The 17,281-nt window shown below is 52.6% G+C and carries 21 protein-coding genes; 7 read left to right on the top strand and 14 right to left on the bottom strand.

All coding sequences use genetic code 11. The features are described from left to right. Position 1: 1 nt before the first annotated feature. The 12 genes from MRY16398_RS11670 to fumD all read right to left on the bottom strand — a co-directional run bounded on the left by MRY16398_RS11670 (position 2) and on the right by fumD (position 10,511). Positions 2 to 367: a hypothetical protein gene (locus MRY16398_RS11670; RefSeq protein ID WP_125124403.1), complete on the bottom strand. Its 366-nt coding sequence runs from the start codon at positions 365 to 367 to the stop codon at positions 2 to 4. A 10-nt stretch (positions 368 to 377) separates the two neighbouring features. Then, complete coding sequence (locus tag MRY16398_RS11665) at positions 378 to 1,454, bottom strand: major capsid protein (protein ID WP_125124402.1); 1,077 nt, start codon at positions 1,452 to 1,454, stop codon at positions 378 to 380. Positions 1,455 to 1,464: 10 nt separating this feature from the next. Next, the gene (locus tag MRY16398_RS11660; protein ID WP_125124401.1) at positions 1,465 to 1,905 is read right to left on the bottom strand and encodes a hypothetical protein; all 441 of its coding nucleotides are present in this window, start codon (positions 1,903 to 1,905) and stop codon (positions 1,465 to 1,467) included. Positions 1,906 to 1,908: 3 nt separating this feature from the next. Further along, complete coding sequence (locus MRY16398_RS11655; protein WP_125124400.1) at positions 1,909 to 3,099, bottom strand: DUF2213 domain-containing protein; 1,191 nt, start codon at positions 3,097 to 3,099, stop codon at positions 1,909 to 1,911. 50 nt (positions 3,100 to 3,149) lie between these two features. Continuing rightward, positions 3,150 to 3,770: a hypothetical protein gene (locus MRY16398_RS11650; RefSeq protein WP_125124399.1), complete on the bottom strand. Its 621-nt coding sequence runs from the start codon at positions 3,768 to 3,770 to the stop codon at positions 3,150 to 3,152. Positions 3,771 to 3,798: 28 nt separating this feature from the next. Next, positions 3,799 to 4,788 carry a phage minor head protein gene (locus tag MRY16398_RS11645; RefSeq protein ID WP_172600643.1) on the bottom strand — a complete coding sequence of 330 codons (990 nt, stop codon included), beginning with the start codon at positions 4,786 to 4,788 and terminating at the stop codon, positions 3,799 to 3,801. Continuing rightward, positions 4,736 to 6,187, bottom strand: coding sequence for a DUF1073 domain-containing protein (locus MRY16398_RS11640; RefSeq protein ID WP_125124398.1), 1,452 nt, complete (start codon positions 6,185 to 6,187; stop codon positions 4,736 to 4,738). Before MRY16398_RS11640 ends, MRY16398_RS11645 begins: the two co-directional genes overlap by 53 nt. Before the next feature lie 11 nt (positions 6,188 to 6,198). Beyond that, positions 6,199 to 7,671, bottom strand: a complete 1,473-nt coding sequence (locus tag MRY16398_RS11635) for a terminase (protein ID WP_125124397.1) — start codon at positions 7,669 to 7,671, stop codon at positions 6,199 to 6,201. Further along, on the bottom strand, positions 7,671 to 8,276 hold the full coding sequence (locus tag MRY16398_RS11630; protein WP_125124396.1) for a hypothetical protein: 606 nt from the start codon (positions 8,274 to 8,276) through the stop codon (positions 7,671 to 7,673). The genes MRY16398_RS11635 and MRY16398_RS11630 overlap by 1 nt, the downstream gene beginning before the upstream one ends. Positions 8,277 to 8,372: 96 nt before the next feature. Continuing rightward, the gene (locus MRY16398_RS11625; RefSeq protein ID WP_172600642.1) at positions 8,373 to 8,645 is read right to left on the bottom strand and encodes a hypothetical protein; all 273 of its coding nucleotides are present in this window, start codon (positions 8,643 to 8,645) and stop codon (positions 8,373 to 8,375) included. Between the two features lie 62 nt (positions 8,646 to 8,707). Continuing rightward, positions 8,708 to 9,843, bottom strand: a protein-coding gene (locus MRY16398_RS11620; protein WP_202816177.1) for an IS3 family transposase whose coding sequence is annotated in 2 segments (ribosomal slippage) — positions 8,708 to 9,597 and positions 9,597 to 9,843 — 1,137 coding nt in all. Because the reading frame shifts where the segments join, the coding sequence is not laid out codon by codon here. A gap of 452 nt (positions 9,844 to 10,295) precedes the next feature. Then, positions 10,296 to 10,511 (bottom strand): fumarate hydratase FumD, encoded by a 216-nt coding sequence (gene fumD / locus MRY16398_RS11610; protein ID WP_041851606.1) that lies wholly within the window; start codon positions 10,509 to 10,511, stop codon positions 10,296 to 10,298. A gap of 110 nt (positions 10,512 to 10,621) precedes the next feature. Between fumD and MRY16398_RS11605 the strand changes: the two genes are divergently transcribed. Continuing rightward, the gene (locus tag MRY16398_RS11605; RefSeq protein ID WP_041851607.1) at positions 10,622 to 10,867 is read left to right on the top strand and encodes a Pathogenicity locus; all 246 of its coding nucleotides are present in this window, start codon (positions 10,622 to 10,624) and stop codon (positions 10,865 to 10,867) included. A 27-nt stretch (positions 10,868 to 10,894) separates the two neighbouring features. Here MRY16398_RS11605 and MRY16398_RS11600 read toward each other — a convergent pair whose 3' ends face one another. Next, positions 10,895 to 11,653 carry a DUF481 domain-containing protein gene (locus MRY16398_RS11600; RefSeq protein ID WP_041851608.1) on the bottom strand — a complete coding sequence of 253 codons (759 nt, stop codon included), beginning with the start codon at positions 11,651 to 11,653 and terminating at the stop codon, positions 10,895 to 10,897. Between the two features lie 292 nt (positions 11,654 to 11,945). On the opposite strand from MRY16398_RS11600, the gene pfkB reads away from it, so the two are divergent. The 3 genes from pfkB (at position 11,946) to MRY16398_RS11585 (ending at position 14,242) form a co-directional block, all read left to right on the top strand. Continuing rightward, entirely contained in the window at positions 11,946 to 12,878 is a 933-nt protein-coding gene (gene pfkB, locus MRY16398_RS11595; protein ID WP_071195368.1) for a 6-phosphofructokinase II, read from the top strand. A gap of 107 nt (positions 12,879 to 12,985) precedes the next feature. Next, positions 12,986 to 13,276 carry a type V toxin-antitoxin system endoribonuclease antitoxin GhoS gene (gene ghoS / locus MRY16398_RS11590; RefSeq protein ID WP_041851610.1) on the top strand — a complete coding sequence of 97 codons (291 nt, stop codon included), beginning with the start codon at positions 12,986 to 12,988 and terminating at the stop codon, positions 13,274 to 13,276. A gap of 105 nt (positions 13,277 to 13,381) precedes the next feature. Next, a complete protein-coding gene (locus MRY16398_RS11585) occupies positions 13,382 to 14,242 on the top strand; it encodes a fructosamine kinase family protein (protein WP_125124394.1) in 861 nt (286 codons plus the stop codon). A 34-nt stretch (positions 14,243 to 14,276) separates the two neighbouring features. Here MRY16398_RS11585 and MRY16398_RS11580 read toward each other — a convergent pair whose 3' ends face one another. After that, positions 14,277 to 14,813: a YniB family protein gene (locus tag MRY16398_RS11580; RefSeq protein WP_041851612.1), complete on the bottom strand. Its 537-nt coding sequence runs from the start codon at positions 14,811 to 14,813 to the stop codon at positions 14,277 to 14,279. 145 nt (positions 14,814 to 14,958) lie between these two features. Between MRY16398_RS11580 and hxpB the strand changes: the two genes are divergently transcribed. The 3 genes from hxpB (at position 14,959) to MRY16398_RS11565 (ending at position 17,213) form a co-directional block, all read left to right on the top strand. Next, positions 14,959 to 15,627, top strand: coding sequence for a hexitol phosphatase HxpB (gene hxpB, locus MRY16398_RS11575; protein WP_041851613.1), 669 nt, complete (start codon positions 14,959 to 14,961; stop codon positions 15,625 to 15,627). A 137-nt stretch (positions 15,628 to 15,764) separates the two neighbouring features. Then, positions 15,765 to 16,526 carry a 2-dehydro-3-deoxy-D-gluconate 5-dehydrogenase KduD gene (gene kduD, locus MRY16398_RS11570; protein WP_041851614.1) on the top strand — a complete coding sequence of 254 codons (762 nt, stop codon included), beginning with the start codon at positions 15,765 to 15,767 and terminating at the stop codon, positions 16,524 to 16,526. Between the two features lie 96 nt (positions 16,527 to 16,622). Continuing rightward, on the top strand, positions 16,623 to 17,213 hold the full coding sequence (locus MRY16398_RS11565; RefSeq protein WP_041851615.1) for a metal-dependent hydrolase: 591 nt from the start codon (positions 16,623 to 16,625) through the stop codon (positions 17,211 to 17,213). Positions 17,214 to 17,281 lie beyond the last annotated feature (68 nt).

Genomic DNA, 17,281 nt, shown 5'->3' with positions numbered 1-17,281 from the left:
ATTATTTCGCCTTCTTGGTTGCTTCTGCCAGCGCCGCTTCTGCTGCATCTGCACGTTTTGTTTCAGCCGCCAGGGCTTCCGCGTGAGCAACATCCTTCGCTGTCGCTTCGGCCTTTAACTGTTCGACCATCGCAAGAGCATTGTCGAGTTGCTCCTGTAGCACGGTGGTTTCAACAGCCAGGGGTGTCGAGGGCGTAGCCACCTCAAACAGCAGCGTCTCGCCCTTTTCTTTCGTTGCCTCAGCTTTGCCCGCTGCAATCCAGTTCTCAGCAACCGCATCATCGACGTCATAAACTTTACCAGCCTCCAGCTTCTGGAAGCTGGCACCGGCAAAGAGGTTCTCTACCAGTATCTTTACAAGTGCCATAGGTGTTTCCTTAGCTCGAGGCGTAAACGACAGAGAAGTGACCGCTGATGTCCTGCTTAACCATCAGACCAGCAGCACCCCAGGTGCGCCATACGTAGTCGCTGTTGTAGAACTGGCGAGGATCGGCAACGGTACCGAACGCCTGGCCGACAATCGGAGCGATAACCCCAGCACCCAGCGGTACAACCAGAATCTGATTGCCGGATAGCTTGGCGTCTTCTTTGATGTCTTTAATGCCGGAGAGCTTCTTAATCTCTTCCAGCACCGTGCGCAGGGAGTTCACATCGAAATACTGTTCCCAGTTCGACATGATTTCGCTGGAAACGTACCAGGTCTGCTCGCCGTATTGATAGTTCTGCAGTTTCAGTACGTCACGTAGCGCAATGGCCTGAGCGCGAATAGCTTTCGGATCCGTACTGGTCGCGAAGTTGAAGGTCAGCGTAATTTGAGCGACACGCTCATCAGCACGCAGGCCTTTCCAGGTTTTATCGTCAAACTTAATGAAGTTGCCCGCAGCGTCGCGGAAGCCGCTCCAGATATAGTCCACGTACTGGCGGCGCACATCATCGACTGAGCCAGCCTGGGCGTCGGCCAGAGACGACAACGCAGAGCCTTTATTGAATACCGGATCACGCCAGTTGAATTTGAAACCGGAATCGTGAATAGGCACCATCGTGCCGTCGAAGGTATAGGACTTCGCATCGAGCGCCGCACCAATCTGGCCGGACATTGAGGTGTGAGCCCAACCACGACCACCCGTGCGCGCGTATTCATACACCGATTCTTCCAGTCGTACAGACCGGGAAAGAGGCATCAGATCGTTGAGTAACGTGAATTCGGTATTGGGCTGGAATTCAGCCAGAACGGTCTGGTCGTAAGAGCGATACAGGCGGCGGATATCATCCACTGCGTTCACTGCATCCAGTACCGGGGCATTGGCGGCTTCACCACGCGCGCGGGTGCGGGCAATGAAATCGGCTACAGCCTGGGCGCTGGCATTACGGGCAAACTGCAACTCCTGAAACTGAGCAGTGTTTGCCTCAAGATTTCGGGTCTCGGTTGCCTGTCGGGTGGAAAATGCAAACATTCGTTGCTCCTTACTTAATGACGACGCGCAGGAGATCGCCTGCGGTGGCAATGGTGTATGCGCGGTCCTCTTCGACATAAGCGCGGACAGACTCACCCGCGGCCTTCGCTTTCACGAAACCATTGGCAATTGAAAGCGGCTGACCTTTCGTGTACGTGCCGGCCGCCGCAGGGACGTTGAAGAAAACACCGGACGTTGGATGCATCGCGACCACCCAGTCCCCCTCAGCAATGGCGTCATCCACCGTTTTACAGCGCAGATAGTCATAGTTAGCCACATACAGAATGGCGTCTTCATTGCCATCAACCGATGCCGTGAATTTCTTCGTCGTGTTATCGAAGAAGCCAATAGTGCCGGGTCTGGTATCAGCAGCCGCGGCACCCTCCCGGTGCAACTGCGGATTGGCAAAAATACCGCCCGCATGAATTACATGTTTCCCGTCTTTAGCCATTTCTTACTCCGGCATTTCGCTGAAAGATTGGTTGTTGTTCGCCTGGCGGAATACACCATTCAGGCCCGTTGATGTCTGGCACTGCGCGTAGAAGCCGTCCAGAGCCGCGCCGTCGAGAGCGTTCACTGCGAGGTCGTCCAGGCCGAACTTCGCTTTTACTGCAGCACGCATTTCACTTTTAACCTTGTCGGCGTTTACCGACAGACCGGACTCGATCGCGTTCAGCTTCTGGGCGAACGGGGCAAACCATGCAGGGGCTTCCTGGTTGTTGTTGGCCTGCTCTTTCGCCTTCTTGTCGTCAGCCTCTTTCTTCTCGCGAGCAGCCTTTTCTTCCGGCGTCTCTTCTTTGCCGGCGTTTTCCGCCAGCATCTGGTTATATGCGTCCATCAGCTCGGCATCGGTTTTACCGTCAACCGGTTTACCTTTGGCTTTCAGCGCATTGACGATGAGCTCTTTCATCGGGTCTGTTTCCTTATGGGTTGAGTCGCTGTTGGCGCTGAAAAACGCCTTTAGCTGGTTGAAAAAGGTTTTAAATGTGGGGTCTTGCGGGTCGGGAGATTCAGAATCAGCAAGGTTCACGACTTCGATTTCAAGTTCTTCACCTTCGGCATTAACGAAGATGCCAACGCCTTCGCCTGGCGTACCTGCGCCGGGTTCGTCCAGCAGCACAGCTACATGGTCGAACATCATGTTGGTGGCAATTTCGTTGTACCTTTTGCCTTTCGATTCGCCGTTCGCGGCAATACCGGAATACAGCAGGCCTGTTGAGATGTGGATCGGATCGACGTTGGTACCAGCGGCCATCTCATCCAGTCGGTTAACGAGTCGTTTGCCTTTCTCACTCGACTCGGCGTACTGGCGGTCTACGTACATATCACCGCTGACTTTGCCGTCTTTGTGGTTGACGTTCTGGAGCCATGCCCCGACGTGGTAATTGTTAACCGCCCGCACGTCGCGCGCCGAAACATGCTTGCCGTCCACCTTCGGGTGGCCCAGAGGCATCGGATTACGCTCAAGCGTGTTATAGGCTTTCTCGATTTCTGCTGCCGGGTACAACTTCCGGTTCATCACGATATCGTCCACCACAGGCGTGATGCCGCGAACCACGATATGTGGCTTGCCGTCGATGGTTTCAGTGGTGATGTTTGATGCGGAGTTGACGACGGTCAGCACGTTAACGCGGTTGCGTTTCATGCCGGGTCCTCATTGGTGGATTTCAGACAATAAAAAAGGCCAGAACTGGCCTAATCGGGGATGTTTAAAACTTCAATTTTATCATGTATGTCGTCAACGTATTGCTCCACACATTGATCAGGATATCCAAAGTAATAGTCTGATATGCTGTTTTGAACGATAAGGTTTGTCCTGTCTATGAGTTGCTTTTTGTAATAATCGTTTGGTACATATATTTTCCTAGCATCCTGAATGAAAAGCTCTGGTTCGTTAAGGCGCCATTCGCGTTCCCAAGTAAAATCCAAGCCATTCGGATTCTTAACTGACATCAAATCCAAATCAAAAGGCATGAACCGCCAATGTAAAGAAGGATCAAGTAGTGCTTTATCCCTTATAGGAGAATAAATAACTGGCCTGCCTCCCAAGGCGAAAAGCTCTCGCTTCGTAAACTGAAATCCGAATGGCTGATACTTTGAAGTATCATTTGTTATCATTTTTTTAGGCGATTCGGTTAAACATATGCACTCATGCCCGCCTTTATCCATTGTAAGGCCTGCCCTGAGACAGCCGTCATCGATGATCTGCATCATTACTTCGAATGCAGCAGAGTAATCAGTCTCTTTGAGTCTTAGAAAAGGTACTGCTTTAACCCAATGATATAGATAACCAGAGCTATCCTGTCTTTTAACCATGAAATCCTCCTGATGAGGATTAACATAATTATTGTTTAATGGAATACCAAGCTTTTCTTTCTGTCGCCAACTTATCCGTCAGTCCTTCATTAAAGATACTACCGTCCTCGTTGAGCAGTACCGGAATCTGGCTGCAGTAGCAGTGATACTTATTGCCGTCTCGTGAGTAAAATTCCCTTACCCATTCGGTCGATTTAACCTTTCCATGCTCAGCGGCATGCCACCAGCGAGTAGTGGGTTTTAACGCTGATAACCAAAGCAACCCGGTATTCAGCCCAAGGCGATCAGCAGCCCAATCCGTTTCATTCCATTGTGCCTGCCGCAGCGCGCCGACCTGCTCCGTCTGCGCGATATTTTTGGCCTTAGCCATCGACACATCAAGGCGCTTACTGACAATGCTGGCCGTCTCGCGCGGGTTAATCCCACGCCCTATCGAGTCGGCTATTACGTTTGCGAGGTCGGCTCTTGCTGTATCGCTTATCCCCTTCCAGTCGCTATAAGTGCTTACGTAGGCGCTGGCAATCTGGTTCTGATAAGCCGGACTGGAGAGCAATTGCTGCAATGTTATCTGACTGGCGTAGGCCGGGGACTGCACCGAGAGGTTGGTGAAGGCATTCAACGTGCCGCGCTCATACCCTGCCGAGACATATTCCAGCGCCCAAAGGTTCTGGCTTCCCCCGTCGAGCAGTGAATCGTCCAATACGGTTTGAACAATCTGCAGCAGGTCAGCCAGTTGTGCCGCCGTCATGTCATAGATGTAGGTTCCGGCATTGACCTGATATAGCGATGGCTCCGCACCCTCGTTGTTGCACATCATCCAGGACCGCTCGCCATTGGTTTCGCGCTGGCGCCCGGTGAGACGCTGATCAAAGAGCACTTTCAGTCGGCGCTTGATGTCCAGATAACGGGCTTCGATATCATTGAACATCCGACTGACCTGTCGGCCTGATTGCGTCGGGTCAGCCTTATTGCGCGGGACGATTGGCGTTCCGATTCGGGTCTGCACTGTCGTCGTCATCAGTCAGCGGATCCTTTCCGGTTGGTTTTGCATTAGGATCTGGCGTTTCAGGCTCTTTCCGTGGCTCCAGTTCGCCGACCGCGCGAACCTCATTTTCATCGACTGCTGGGGTGCCAAAGGCCTGTTGTGTTTTCGCTGCCACGTCAGCCATCACTGCCATATTGGCCAGCTTCTCTTTTTCACTCGGCGCCAGCAAATCAGACCAGGCCAGTGTCACCTCGCCGGATGCTGGAGGGTCAATAATGCCAACAGTCCAGAACCGCTCAATGACGCGGGTAATAACGTCAGAAAGGAATCCCCAGCGACGTTCGTTACAGCGGTTTGCCCAGGCAGTCTTATCTTCCTCCGACGCGAGATTGCCCGTCTGCTTTCCGAACATAATGTTGAACGGACATTGAATTGTTGAAGAGAAGGAGTTGGCTGATACCGTCCAGCTTGGCGTCGGGTCAGAAGCGGCTACCGAGAGAACAGAGGGCGTGCCTGCCTGCATTACCAGAGCGGCATCGGTACCGCGGTTCATCTTCGCTACCTTGTCGTTCAGTGCTTCCCCAAGGTCTTTGAAACCTGCATCAATAGCCGCCTTTTTCAGGCTTTCCATGTTCGTTTCTTTGTCGAAGGCGATCCCCAGTTGTCGGCTGGCGTTTTTAAGGAAGCCCTCGGCACTGCCGCCCTTCGTTTTCTCGATATCAAGAAGGTCGTTATAGCCTGCCTCCAGCAGTGGGATGCCGGAGAGGATGTTGTCGTCCTCAGAACCCTCGCACAAGAGGATGATGCGGTCCGGGTGCACCTGGACAGAACGGGGACTGCTGTATGTCCCTTCGTCACCGATTGGCTGCTCATTGAACTGATAGCTAACCGGCTGACCATACGTTTCCGACCAGGTATCAGTATCCAGATTGCCCGGTTTAATTTGTGGCTCCCATGCCGGAATGAGTTTCACCAGTGCCTTACTGCCGAGTTTTTTCACGACATCGACGTCAATCGGCTGGCTCCAGTCCCGGCTGTCACGGACCTGAATCAACAGCGCCGAATATCTGCCAATCATGTTGCGGCGATCGGCATCCTTAATTTTTGCCCAGTGCTTCTTCATCAGCTTGGTGATAGCCTTTTCCCACGCCGTCGTGGCTGTAGACTCCCTGTCTTCGTCACCGTCGATGATGGTCGGCCGGTCAACCCAGCAAGCGTCAAGCAGCTTATGTACCGCAGAGAATCCCGTTGAACCACGTCGATACTGGCGATAGAAATTGTCGAAGGTTAGCGTTTCCGGATAGCCGAACTCATCCCAGAGCTTCGTGCGTTTCACGTTGCCATTGCGCCCTGCGTATTGCATGCGCTGGCGCCCAATAGCATCAGCAAGGGCGTTAACGAGGAATGAGACCTCGCCTTGTTGTTCACTCACTGATGAGCTCCTTAGAAGAATACTGCGCCAACCTGCTTGCGGTTATTCTTCGCAACTGCGAAGTAACGGAAGCCGTCAGCACCGTGAGAAGTGAAATCGTGAAGCGGTTTATCTTTCCAGCAACCGCGTTTGTCGTCCCACTCTTTGCGGTAGCCCTCGAGGTGGGAGATCCCTTCTGCGCATTTCTCTTCGTCGAACACACAGGACGGGAGGATTTCACGCACCGACTCAATACCGGTATCAACCCCCGTTTTAGGCACGACATTAAACGTCATAGAGTACATCTGACCGTCGATTTCGTAGCCTTCCTGCGCCAGTTCCTTGCGTGACTTAGCATCAGCGCCGAACTCTCTGTTTTCGATGTCGTGCGGCCCCCAGTGCTCACCGTACTCGTAGCCACGGTCTTTCAGCACCTTCATGTAATGCCGCAGGCCCTCACCTGAGTTTTCGTAGTAGTCGATGACGTGGAACTCTTCGCCGACTTCACGAACAAACCAGATAGCCGTCGAGTCACCCACGCCAATATCCCAGAACGTGTGCACAGGGAGATGCGAGTTATCGGGGAGTTGTCCGATCCGCTTGTTGGTGTATAACCACCGGAACTGCTTGGCGTAGTACGCGCCCTCAACCGACTGCTGGAACGCCTCGGCGGGTATCGTCGGATATTCGCGCTTCATGTCATCGCCGAGGGTTTTCTCTTTGGCATAGTACCAGGCGCGTTGGCGGTCATTAACGACGACGCCATGCTTCGCTTCCATTTCCGCGAAGTAATCAACCAGGCGCTGCGGGATTGCTTCTACCGGGTCGATGGCGTACTGCGGATTCTTCCACCAGGAAAAGAAGAAAAACTTCCAGTCCAGCGGAGAGAGCGGTTTGCCCTGCAGCATTGCTTTCTCTGCGGCCTGACAATAATCGAAGAAGTAGCCGGCTCTTCCCTCCGCCGTGCTTTCGATGGTCGCGAAGCATCCAGTCGATACCGCCTCAAACGCGCCAGTGACGATCTCACGCGCTTTGTGAGGAAACTTGGCGCATATCTTTCCGAACTCGGAAACGTGCAGGTAACGCAGCGTACCGCCACGAAATGATGTGCTGACGTAGAGCGAACCGCCCTTTTTGAATACCAGTTCACCAGCAGAGTCGTTGCTCGCAGGATTGGCTGCCCTTATTTCTTTAGGCAACTTGTCGTATGCGTACTTCACCTTCTCGCGGAACAGGCGTTTAGCGTCATTCAAGGTGTGGGCGATCAGCGCGCACTTCGCCGACTCAAACAGTGCCGCATCCAATTGGATGATGCACACCTCTGTTGTGAAACCGAGCTGCCTGGCTTTCAGAATGATGTTGCGGGTGTGGATCCCCTCGAAGTATTCCCGCTGCTCAGGCGTCATCCTGAATCGTGTGGGTTTCCCCTCTTTGTCGGTGATCCAGTAGAGATTGTTTAGCCGCCAGTCTTTATCAGCCAGCAGCCTGAGATGCTCAGGTTTCATTACGCCCCCTGAGAGAGCGAATCCATCAGATCGGACAGTACGTCAACAACCTTATCTTTTTCGCCTTCATCCATGCTGTAAGCCTGTCGCTCAAGACCAATCAAATTCTTCAACGTCTCACTAAGAGCCTTCATCGACTTAACACGCTCCGGCATGCTGATGATGGCCTGATAAAGCTCGTTAAGCCGGTCACGCCCGTTCTCGTCCGGGGATAACATCAGTTCGCCCAGGTTACGCAGAGACTCAACGTCTGCACACTCGGCTTCAAGCTCATCAAACAGAGCATTCGCGAGTGTCCTCGCCCGGCGGATGTCGCCTCGATGTTGCATGCGTACCGTGGCAATTACCTCGGCAGTGGCCTCTATCAGTACGCGCTCTGACAGTACCGTTTCGGTGCGTACCTGCTTGCGTACCTCTGCTTTGCGTACCAAATCATCAGCGCGTTCTTTCACCTTCGCATTGAGGTCACGCGACCAGTCGTCACGCTTCCCACGCTTGCGTATAGCGCCTTCGCTTATGCCATGTTGTGAAGCAATTTCACGGAGGGACATCACACCGGCCCGGTAAGCCGATTCGATAGCCTCCCAGTCCGGAGTGGTCTTCATACTTTTCCTCTCGCTATAGCCATTAAAAAGGCCACCCGCAGGTAGCCTTTGTGATGACAATATAAAAACCGCTCAAAAGCGGTTTGATTTGAATATTTAGGCAAGGTCAGCCAAGAAATGTAGTTCCCCATGAATCGCCTTGGAACTATCACCTTTGACATTGCCTTTAAACAAATACACAGGGCCATGTTCCTCAATGCGAAGCTCAAGATCTAGAGGAGCGAAACCATTAAAGGCGGTAGTGTCATGCTTATTATGAGGTACAGACTTAACTGCAGCCGTATTACCGTTTACTGATCCCTTGTAGTAGCAAACATAATCGCCACCATTGATATGGCCATCTTTAACAGTCAGATGGACTGACCCCACCCCGGTAGACGATCCTGCCCTATAGTTTGGACTGACCCCACAACAGTAGACATTTCCTGTCCTCACGACGAGGCCTGTTCAAAGGCCTCCGGACTGACGCCGCCGAGGTGGCTGTGACGCCGGGCCCGGTTGTAGAAGACTTCAATGTAATCGAAGATATCGGCCCGGGCCAGATCCCGGGTTTTATAGATACGTTTTCTGATCCGTTCTTTTTTCAGCGAACTGAAGAACGATTCGGCCACCGCATTATCCCAGCAGTTGCCACGCCGGCTCATGCTCGGTGCCAGGTTATTGGCCCGGCAGAAGCGCTGCCAGTCGTCACTGCCGTACTGGCTGCCCTGATCGCTATGTACGATAACCTCGCCGTCCGGTTTTCGACGCCACACGGCCATCATCAGAGCGTCCAGCGCGAGTTCGCGAGAGAGAGTGGGCTTCATCGACCAGCCAACCACGTTACGGGCGAAGAGATCGATAACCACCGCCAGATACAGCCAGCCCTGCCAGGTGCGGATATAAGTAATATCGGTGACCCAGACCTGATTGGCCCGGACAGCGGTAAACTGCCGCTGCACACGATTAGGCGCAACCACTGAAGGTCGGCCAGCGATACGACGCGGCGCTTTATAGCCGCGCACGGCTTTAATCCGGTTCAGTTGCATAATACGGCCCACCCGGTTTTTGCCGCAGGTTTCACCGATCTCATTCAGATCGCCATGAACCCGACGATAGCCATAGACGCCACCGCTCAGGGAATATGAATCACGGATGAGCGTCAGCAGACGCTGGTTATCTTTATCCCGCGCAGAGACCGGATTATGCAGCCACGCATAAAACCCGGCCCGGGCAACGCACAACACCCGACACATCGTCATGACACCCCATACAGTGCGGTGCTCATTGATAAAGCGGTACTTCAGTCGGGCTCCCTTGCAAAGTACCGCGCGGCCTTTTTCAGAATATCCCGTTCTTCCTCAGTGCGCTTCAGCTGTGCCCTGAGCTTCAGGATCTCGCTTTTAGCTTCCAGTAAATCCCGGGCATGCTGTTCGCTGTTATCAGGCTTGATAGCCCGTAGCCACTTGTAGAGGCTGTGCGCAGAAACGCCCAGACGGTCGGATACTTCAGCAACAGAATAACCGCGCTCCGTTATCTGACGGACGGCTTCTTCCTTAAATTCAGGTGTAAATCGTGGTGTGCCCATACGCTCCTCCTATACTCAAACTATAGGGCAGGATCGTCTACCGGGGTGGGGTCAGTCCACTGTGTACATTGGTGTGTACAAAAATAGCGTGGCACAAACACGCACAGAGAGAAACGAAGTGAAACACCGAGACGGGAGAAAGTCAAAGCTGATGAGGGTTTAAAAGGAGGGATTGAAACAGAGTGGAATCACGTGAAACTTCGTACATGTCTTACACGAAAGATCACATACGAAGTAAATATTTGTTTAGTCGAAATAAATTACGCCGCCATCTAACCAACAATCGCTAAATTGGCGCGTAATCTGTTACGTCAATGAAGGCCATCATGGCTCACACTTTTCATTGCGTCAGAGGATGGTAACACTAAAAAAAGGGGGAATGTACCTCTTGTTTGATATTGGTTCCCTTGACTATTTTCTGTGTCCTACTGCTGGCTCACAAAAATAGAATCTCAGGAAGCCTCAAAACCCAGCGCGCGGATTACTTCCGCCATCGCCTGTTTAGTCAATTCCGTACGCGGCACACGTTGATTCGCCAGCATCGTGCGCACCATCCCGGCAATCACCACATGTTTTGGCTCCTGGCCAAGGTCTCGCATCTCAAGCACCACTTTCCCAACGACCCGGCACATTTCTTCATATAACTCGGCATCTTTTGTCCTGCCCATGCACTCCCCCATGAGGTGATCACGACTTTTCGTGGTTTGTTGTTCTTCTGTTACTCATTAATAATACTGAATAACCACAGCAAGGTGATAATCACAATAAGGAAATGTCGATGTCATTTACCGCACAAGAGCGCACTGCCCTGCTCGCCTGCAAAGGTGTCGGCCCGAAAGTCATTGAACGACTGGAGCAAATGGGATTTAGCGCGCTCGCTCAACTCCGTGAAGCTTCCGTTGACGATATCGTCGCCCAGGGGGCGGCGCTCGTCGGATCAACGTGCTGGAAAAACAGTCCTCAGGCAAAAGCTGCTATTAGCAATGCTATCGCGCTGGCAAAAACAGTATCTGAGGGAAAATAAAGGGCCGGAGAACCCGGCCCGGTGCGGTTACATCTTGTAGCCGAGGGAGACTGTAGTTCGACGATCGGTATGCTCTGGCGCCGATGATGGCGGCTGAGAATTCCAGGTCACGTTGTATGCCACTTTCAGACCAAAGTGGTCATTAATAGCGACATTTAACGCAGTCTCAGAGTTCAGTGTCGTGTCATCTGAACCAAACACAGATACACCCTGTGTGAATTTGGCGTTGTCGGTCATCTGCCAGGTATAGGTACCAGAGGCATAGCCCAGGCCTTGCGTTTTGGTGTCCCCGTCAGTGTATTCGTCGTAACGAACACCGGGACCAAATTCAAAGCGGAAGCTGTGCACCGGACCATTGAGGAACTGACGACCGTAACCAGCGGTCAGAACATCACGTTCACGATAGCCGTTGTATCGGTCAGTCAGCCAGCTTGCCTGGCCAAACAGATAATCGTAATCCGTCATGTTGTAACGGCTACGTCCACCTACGGAATATTTCTCTGAGGAACGCTCATCATTTGATGAGGTGTTGCTCGCGGTTCCCCATAAAGACCATGCGGTAGATGTGCCATACCAGGTCAGGGTGGAGTCAGCAGTCAGAGAAGAACTTGTGGTATTGCCAGACTGGGCCAGGTAACCACCGTTAACGCTACCTTCAAACGGTTTCTTCGCGGTGGAGGGGTCATCCATAACAGTAAAAACGGTGTCATCTGCGGCAGCATTCAACGACGCAAGCACGCCTCCCGCGAGAACAATCAGCACGGGTACTGTCTTAAAAAGCTTCATTTATTAGGAGTCCGAACAACAAAAAAAGAGACCATAACGGTCCCGGAAACTTTCAGGTGGATCAACGACCGACGGTCCATTGAAAGGTAACAAATTATAAAAAGGCCCGTTTAACATAGCAATGAATTCTTATTTCATTTTTTGAATAAGACAGATCTCAAATAGACATTAAATGTATAAAAGCTTTACGGCGACTTATCGAAAATTCATATTCTAAATCATCGATTTATTTACATTGCCTTCTGAGAATCAGATGCCAGGATTAATACATTCACCGTAAAAGGAGATCATTATGGTATCGGTTTATACCCTAACGCTGGCCCCTTCCCTCGATAGCGCGACTCTCACGCCGCAGATTTACCCGGAAGGGAAACTCCGCTGTAGCGCCCCCGTCTTTGAACCCGGCGGCGGCGGCATTAATGTCGCACGCGCCATCGCCCATCTGGGGGGGAAAGCCACGGCAATTTTCCCGGCAGGTGGTGCGACAGGCGAGCATTTAACGGCGCTGCTTGCCGATGAAAATGTTCCCACGCAATGTGTCGAAACGCATGACTGGACCCGGCAAAATCTGCATGTGCATGTTGAGGCCAGTGGCGAGCAATACCGTTTTGTGATGCCAGGCGCCACGCTAACCGCTGATGAATTCCGCCGACTGGAAGAGAAAGTACTCGCCATTGAGAGTGGCGCGATCCTTGTGATTAGCGGCAGCCTGCCGCCGGGTGTTGATGTGACGAAGCTGACGCAACTGGTTAAGGCCGCGCAACACCAAGGGATCCGCTGCATCATCGACAGTTCGGGTGATGCTCTCTCCGCGGCACTCGAAATCGGTAATATAGAACTGGTCAAACCGAATCAGAAAGAGCTCAGCGCGCTGGTAGGCCGGGAATTAACGCAGCCGGATGACGTTCAGAATGCGGCAAAAGAGATTGTTCGTCAGGGCAAAGCGCGACGGGTCGTGGTTTCTCTCGGCCCACAGGGCGCGCTCGCCGTTGATGAAAGCCAGTGTGTCCAGGTTGTGCCGCCGCCGATGAAAAGCCAGAGTACCGTGGGCGCTGGCGACAGCATGGTCGGCGCGATGACGCTGAAACTTGCCGAAGGCGCGTCGCTTGAAGAGATGGTGAAATTCGGTGTTGCCGCCGGGAGTGCTGCGACCATTAATCAGGGTACGAAATTGTGTTCCCGCGCCGACACACAAAAAATCTACGATTACCTGCGCAATCTCTGAAAATAGGCCCTCGTCTTACCGCGAGGGCCTTCCCTCCTCTGGCGGCAGTCGACAAATCCCCTTCGCCGACTATGCTAAAAAAATTCAGGATAACAATGAGGTGAATTATGAGCAGCGACGGTATTACCCGCTACGTGGTGACGGTGAAATTTCACGAGCAGAGCCTGGCGGAAATCAACGAGCTGAATAATCAGTTTACGCGTGCCGGATTCCTGCTCACGCTCACGGATGAAGAAGGCAAAGTGCACGACCTCGGGACAAACACCTTTGGCCTTATCAGCCCGTTGAACGAACAAGAGGTGACAGAGCTGGCCAGTGGCCTTGCAGATAGCGTCGTCAGCGCAAAGCCCGACATTAGCGTAACAACCTGGGAAGCATGGCAAAAACAGACACAATAAGTGCCATTGTCCGTCCCAGGATGCGCAGGTGTGCGTTGGTTCGTATTTTTTCATAGCAGTAGTGCGCTAACCTTATGATCTGGCTGATAACATGGGAGACATATCATGTGGCAAGCAATAAGTCGTCTGTTAAGCGAACAACTAGGCGTTGGTGAGATCGAACAGCGTGACGAGTTGCCAAGTGGAGAAATCCATGCTGCATGGCACCTGCGTTATGGTGGTCAGGATTTGTTTGTAAAATGCGATGAACGGGAATTACTGCCCATCTTCACCGCAGAGGCTGACCAGCTAGAACTGCTCTCCCGTAGCAATACGGTGCGCGTACCCAAAGTCCTGGCGGTCGGCAGCGACCGCGACTACAGCTTCCTGGTGATGGAGTATCTCCCTGCCCGCCCTCTCGATGCCCACAGCGCTTTTTTACTCGGCCAGCAACTGGCACGGCTGCATGAGTGGAGCGACCAACCGCAGTTCGGTCTTGATTTTGATAATGACCTGTCGACAACACCGCAGCCCAATGCCTGGCAACGTCGCTGGTCAACCTTTTTTGCCGAGCAACGTATCGGCTGGCAACTGGAGCTGGCGGCAGAAAAAGGGCTGGAGTTTGGCAATATCGATGCCATTGTCGAACATGTTCAGCAGCGTCTTGCTTCGCACCAACCTCAGGCGTCTCTGCTTCATGGCGATCTGTGGTCAGCAAACTGTGCGCTTGGTCCGGATGGTCCGTTTATTTACGACCCGGCATGTTACTGGGGAGACAGAGAGTGTGACCTGGCAATGCTCCCGTTACACCCGGACCAACCGCCGCAAATTTATGATGGCTACCAGTCCGTGAGTCCCTTACCGGGCGATTTCCTTGACCGTCAGCCCGTATACCAGCTTTATACACTTTTTAACCGGGCGATTTTGTTCGGTGGGCAGCATCTGGTAACGGCGCAAAAAGCGCTGGAGCGAGTACTTGCCGCATGACGGAACGATAAGGCCACCCAGAGGTGGCCTTAGTTCAAAGAAAGCCGAGCAGAGAGAAAAAGAAGTAACCTGCAACGATACAGATAACAGGCAGGACATAGAGCGGGAAAATCTGTCGGAAGATGGAGTGATTCGGTACCACGATACGCGCTGCTATTTGTTCGCGTGACAGCCCTTCGGCTCCTTTTGCCTTTTCCAGAATCAGTTGATCTTCAAGGTTTTCACGTAGAAACCGCGTCTGACGGCTCATCCTTGCCCCGGAAGCCTGCAGCGCCAGCCCCACAAAGATCAGCGCAAAAATAATCCAGAAACCGATATTAAGCTGGTGATGGAAATCCGGCGTGGGTGAGTTGTACCAGAAAAAATTGAGGAATGGCGTGTTAAACCGCATCATCTCAATCATCACATGGGCGAAATCCAGCATAACGGCATTGATGCCCGGCTGTTTTTCACTGTGGTCGTACATAAACTTAAGTACTGAAATAATTGTCGAAATCACCGATGGGATAAAGATAACCCACCCCAGGACGCGTTTTAGTATGGCAATGCGTCCAGCTTGTTGATACGTCATGGATTCCCCTTGTGAGACGTTCCGTTTTCCGCCTAAGTCTACCCTCTCATATTCATTTTCGCCCGATCTTTAAAGACGGTATGATGACCTCCTGACCAGAAAAAGTGTTTCTCCCTGTGTTCTAACGTAAGAAAGAGAGGTGTGAATGTCTGCCCCGCGACAAATACTCGCTGCCATTTTCGATATGGATGGATTAATTATGGACTCAGAGCCACTCTGGGATCGTGCTGAACTGGATGTCATGGCAAGCCTGGGGGTTGATATTACCCGCCGCGATGAGCTACCGGATACCCTCGGCCTGCGCATTGATATGGTTGTTGGCCTGTGGTTCGCTCGCCAGCCGTGGACCGGCCCGGACTGCGAAGAGGTCACCCAACGCATCATCAGTCGCGCCATCGCCCTGGTGGAAGAAACGCGCCCGTTGCTGCCAGGCGCGCGTGAAGCGATTGCTCTGTGCAAAGCCAGCGGTCTTAAAGTGGGTCTGGCCTCGGCATCGCCGCTGCATATGCTGGAAAAAACGCTCTCTCTGTTCGGCCTGCGCGATAATTTCGATGCGCTGGCGTCCGCCGAAAAACTGCCCTACAGCAAACCGCATCCGCAGGTTTATCTGGACTGTGCCGCAAAGCTTGGCGTTGACCCGCTTACCTGTGTGGCGCTGGAAGATTCTGTCAATGGCATGATCGCCAGTAAAGCCGCCCGGATGCGCTCCATTGTGGTGCCTGCCGAAGAGAACCGTGCCGATCCGCGCTATGCGTTAGCCGATGTGAAGTTAGCCAGCCTTGAAGAGCTCACCCTGACGCATTTGTGCGGCTAACTCCTGACACCAGAGATGGGTAACACTGTCTCTGGTTATTTATTTTTAAAACATCGTTTCATTTTATTTGTAATTCTCCGTATCTGCCCCTATCCTCATCTCAGGCGCGATGACAATAACCAGGACCTGGGGGAACTATGATTCTTGATGCCTTTTCACTTGCAAACAAAGTCGCCATCGTTACCGGCTGCGATACCGGCCTGGGGCAAGGGATGGCGCTGGGGCTTGCCGAAGCAGGATGCCATATCGTCGGCGTTGGCCGTAAAAAACCACAGGAGACCGCCGAGCGAGTCACCGCGCTGGGCCGCAAATTCCTCGCAATTCAGGCTGATCTCAGCAAGCAAGACAGCATTAATGACATCGTCAGCCAGACCGTTTCACAGATGGGTCGCATTGATATTTTGCTCAATAACGCCGGGACGATTCGTCGCTGCGATGCGCTGGAATTTAGCGAGAAAGACTGGGACGATGTGATGAACCTTAACGTCAAGACGGTTTTCTTTTTGTCTCAGGCTGTCGCTCGTCAGTTTATTGCCCAGGGCGATGGCGGAAAAATCATTAATATTGCTTCTATGCTCTCGTTTCAGGGGGGCATCCGCGTACCGTCATATACCGCGTCTAAAAGCGGTGTTCTGGGGCTGACCCGTCTGCTCGCCAATGAATGGGCATCACACAATATTAATGTTAATGCCATTGCCCCTGGTTACATGGCGACCAACAACACCCAGGCGTTACGGGAAGATGCAGAACGTAACCAGGAGATTGTCGATCGCATTCCGGCAGGCCGCTGGGGAAAACCGGATGATCTCAAAGGCCCGGCGGTCTTTCTGGCCTCTGCGGCTTCTGACTATATCAATGGCTTTACTCTCGCCGTGGATGGTGGCTGGCTGGCGCGTTAAATGTCATTCTTGTGACAAAGAGTTACACCGTCACCTCTTCCGCCTACTGTATAAAAACCCTATACTGTATGCATCGACAGTTTAGCGAGTTTTATCATGACGGCGGAAGGACACCTGCTTTTTTCCATTGCCTGCGCGGTGTTTGCCAAAAATGCCGAGTTGACGCCCGTGCTGGCACACGGGGATTGGTGGCATATTGTTCCGTCAGCTATTCTGACCTGTCTTCTGCCCGATATCGACCACCCGAAGTCGTTTCTTGGGCAGCGGCTAAAATGGATCTCAAAACCCGTGGCCCGCATGTTCGGTCACCGGGGTTTTACCCATAGCCTGTTGGCCGTTTTTATTGGCTTAACGCTATTCTATCTCAAAGTGCCCGATAGCTGGATTATCCCGGCAGACGCACTGCAGGGGTTAGTTCTGGGTTATTTGAGCCATATCCTTGCCGATATGATCACCCCGGCAGGCGTCCCTCTTCTCTGGCCCTGCCGCTGGCGATTCCGTTTGCCCTTGCTCTCGCCGCAACGCGGTAACCAACTGGAGCGTGTGTTATGCATGGCGCTGTTCACCTGGGCGCTGTGGATGCCACAAACATTGCCCGATAACAGTGCAGTGCGCTGGTCGTCGCAGATGATTAATGTGCTGCAAAACCAGTTCAATCGCTTTATTCATCACCAGACCGACCATTAAATCGCCACTTTCCGCTCTTACGGCATAATTCATTCCATTTGGATATAAGGCTTGCGGACCTCTTCTGC

The sequence above is a fragment of the Phytobacter sp. MRY16-398 genome, assembly GCF_003925915.1.
Taxonomy (GTDB): domain Bacteria; phylum Pseudomonadota; class Gammaproteobacteria; order Enterobacterales; family Enterobacteriaceae; genus Phytobacter; species Phytobacter diazotrophicus.
The sequence above is the reverse complement of the archived record's forward strand: the minus strand, read 5'-3'. Positions and strand labels throughout refer to the sequence as shown.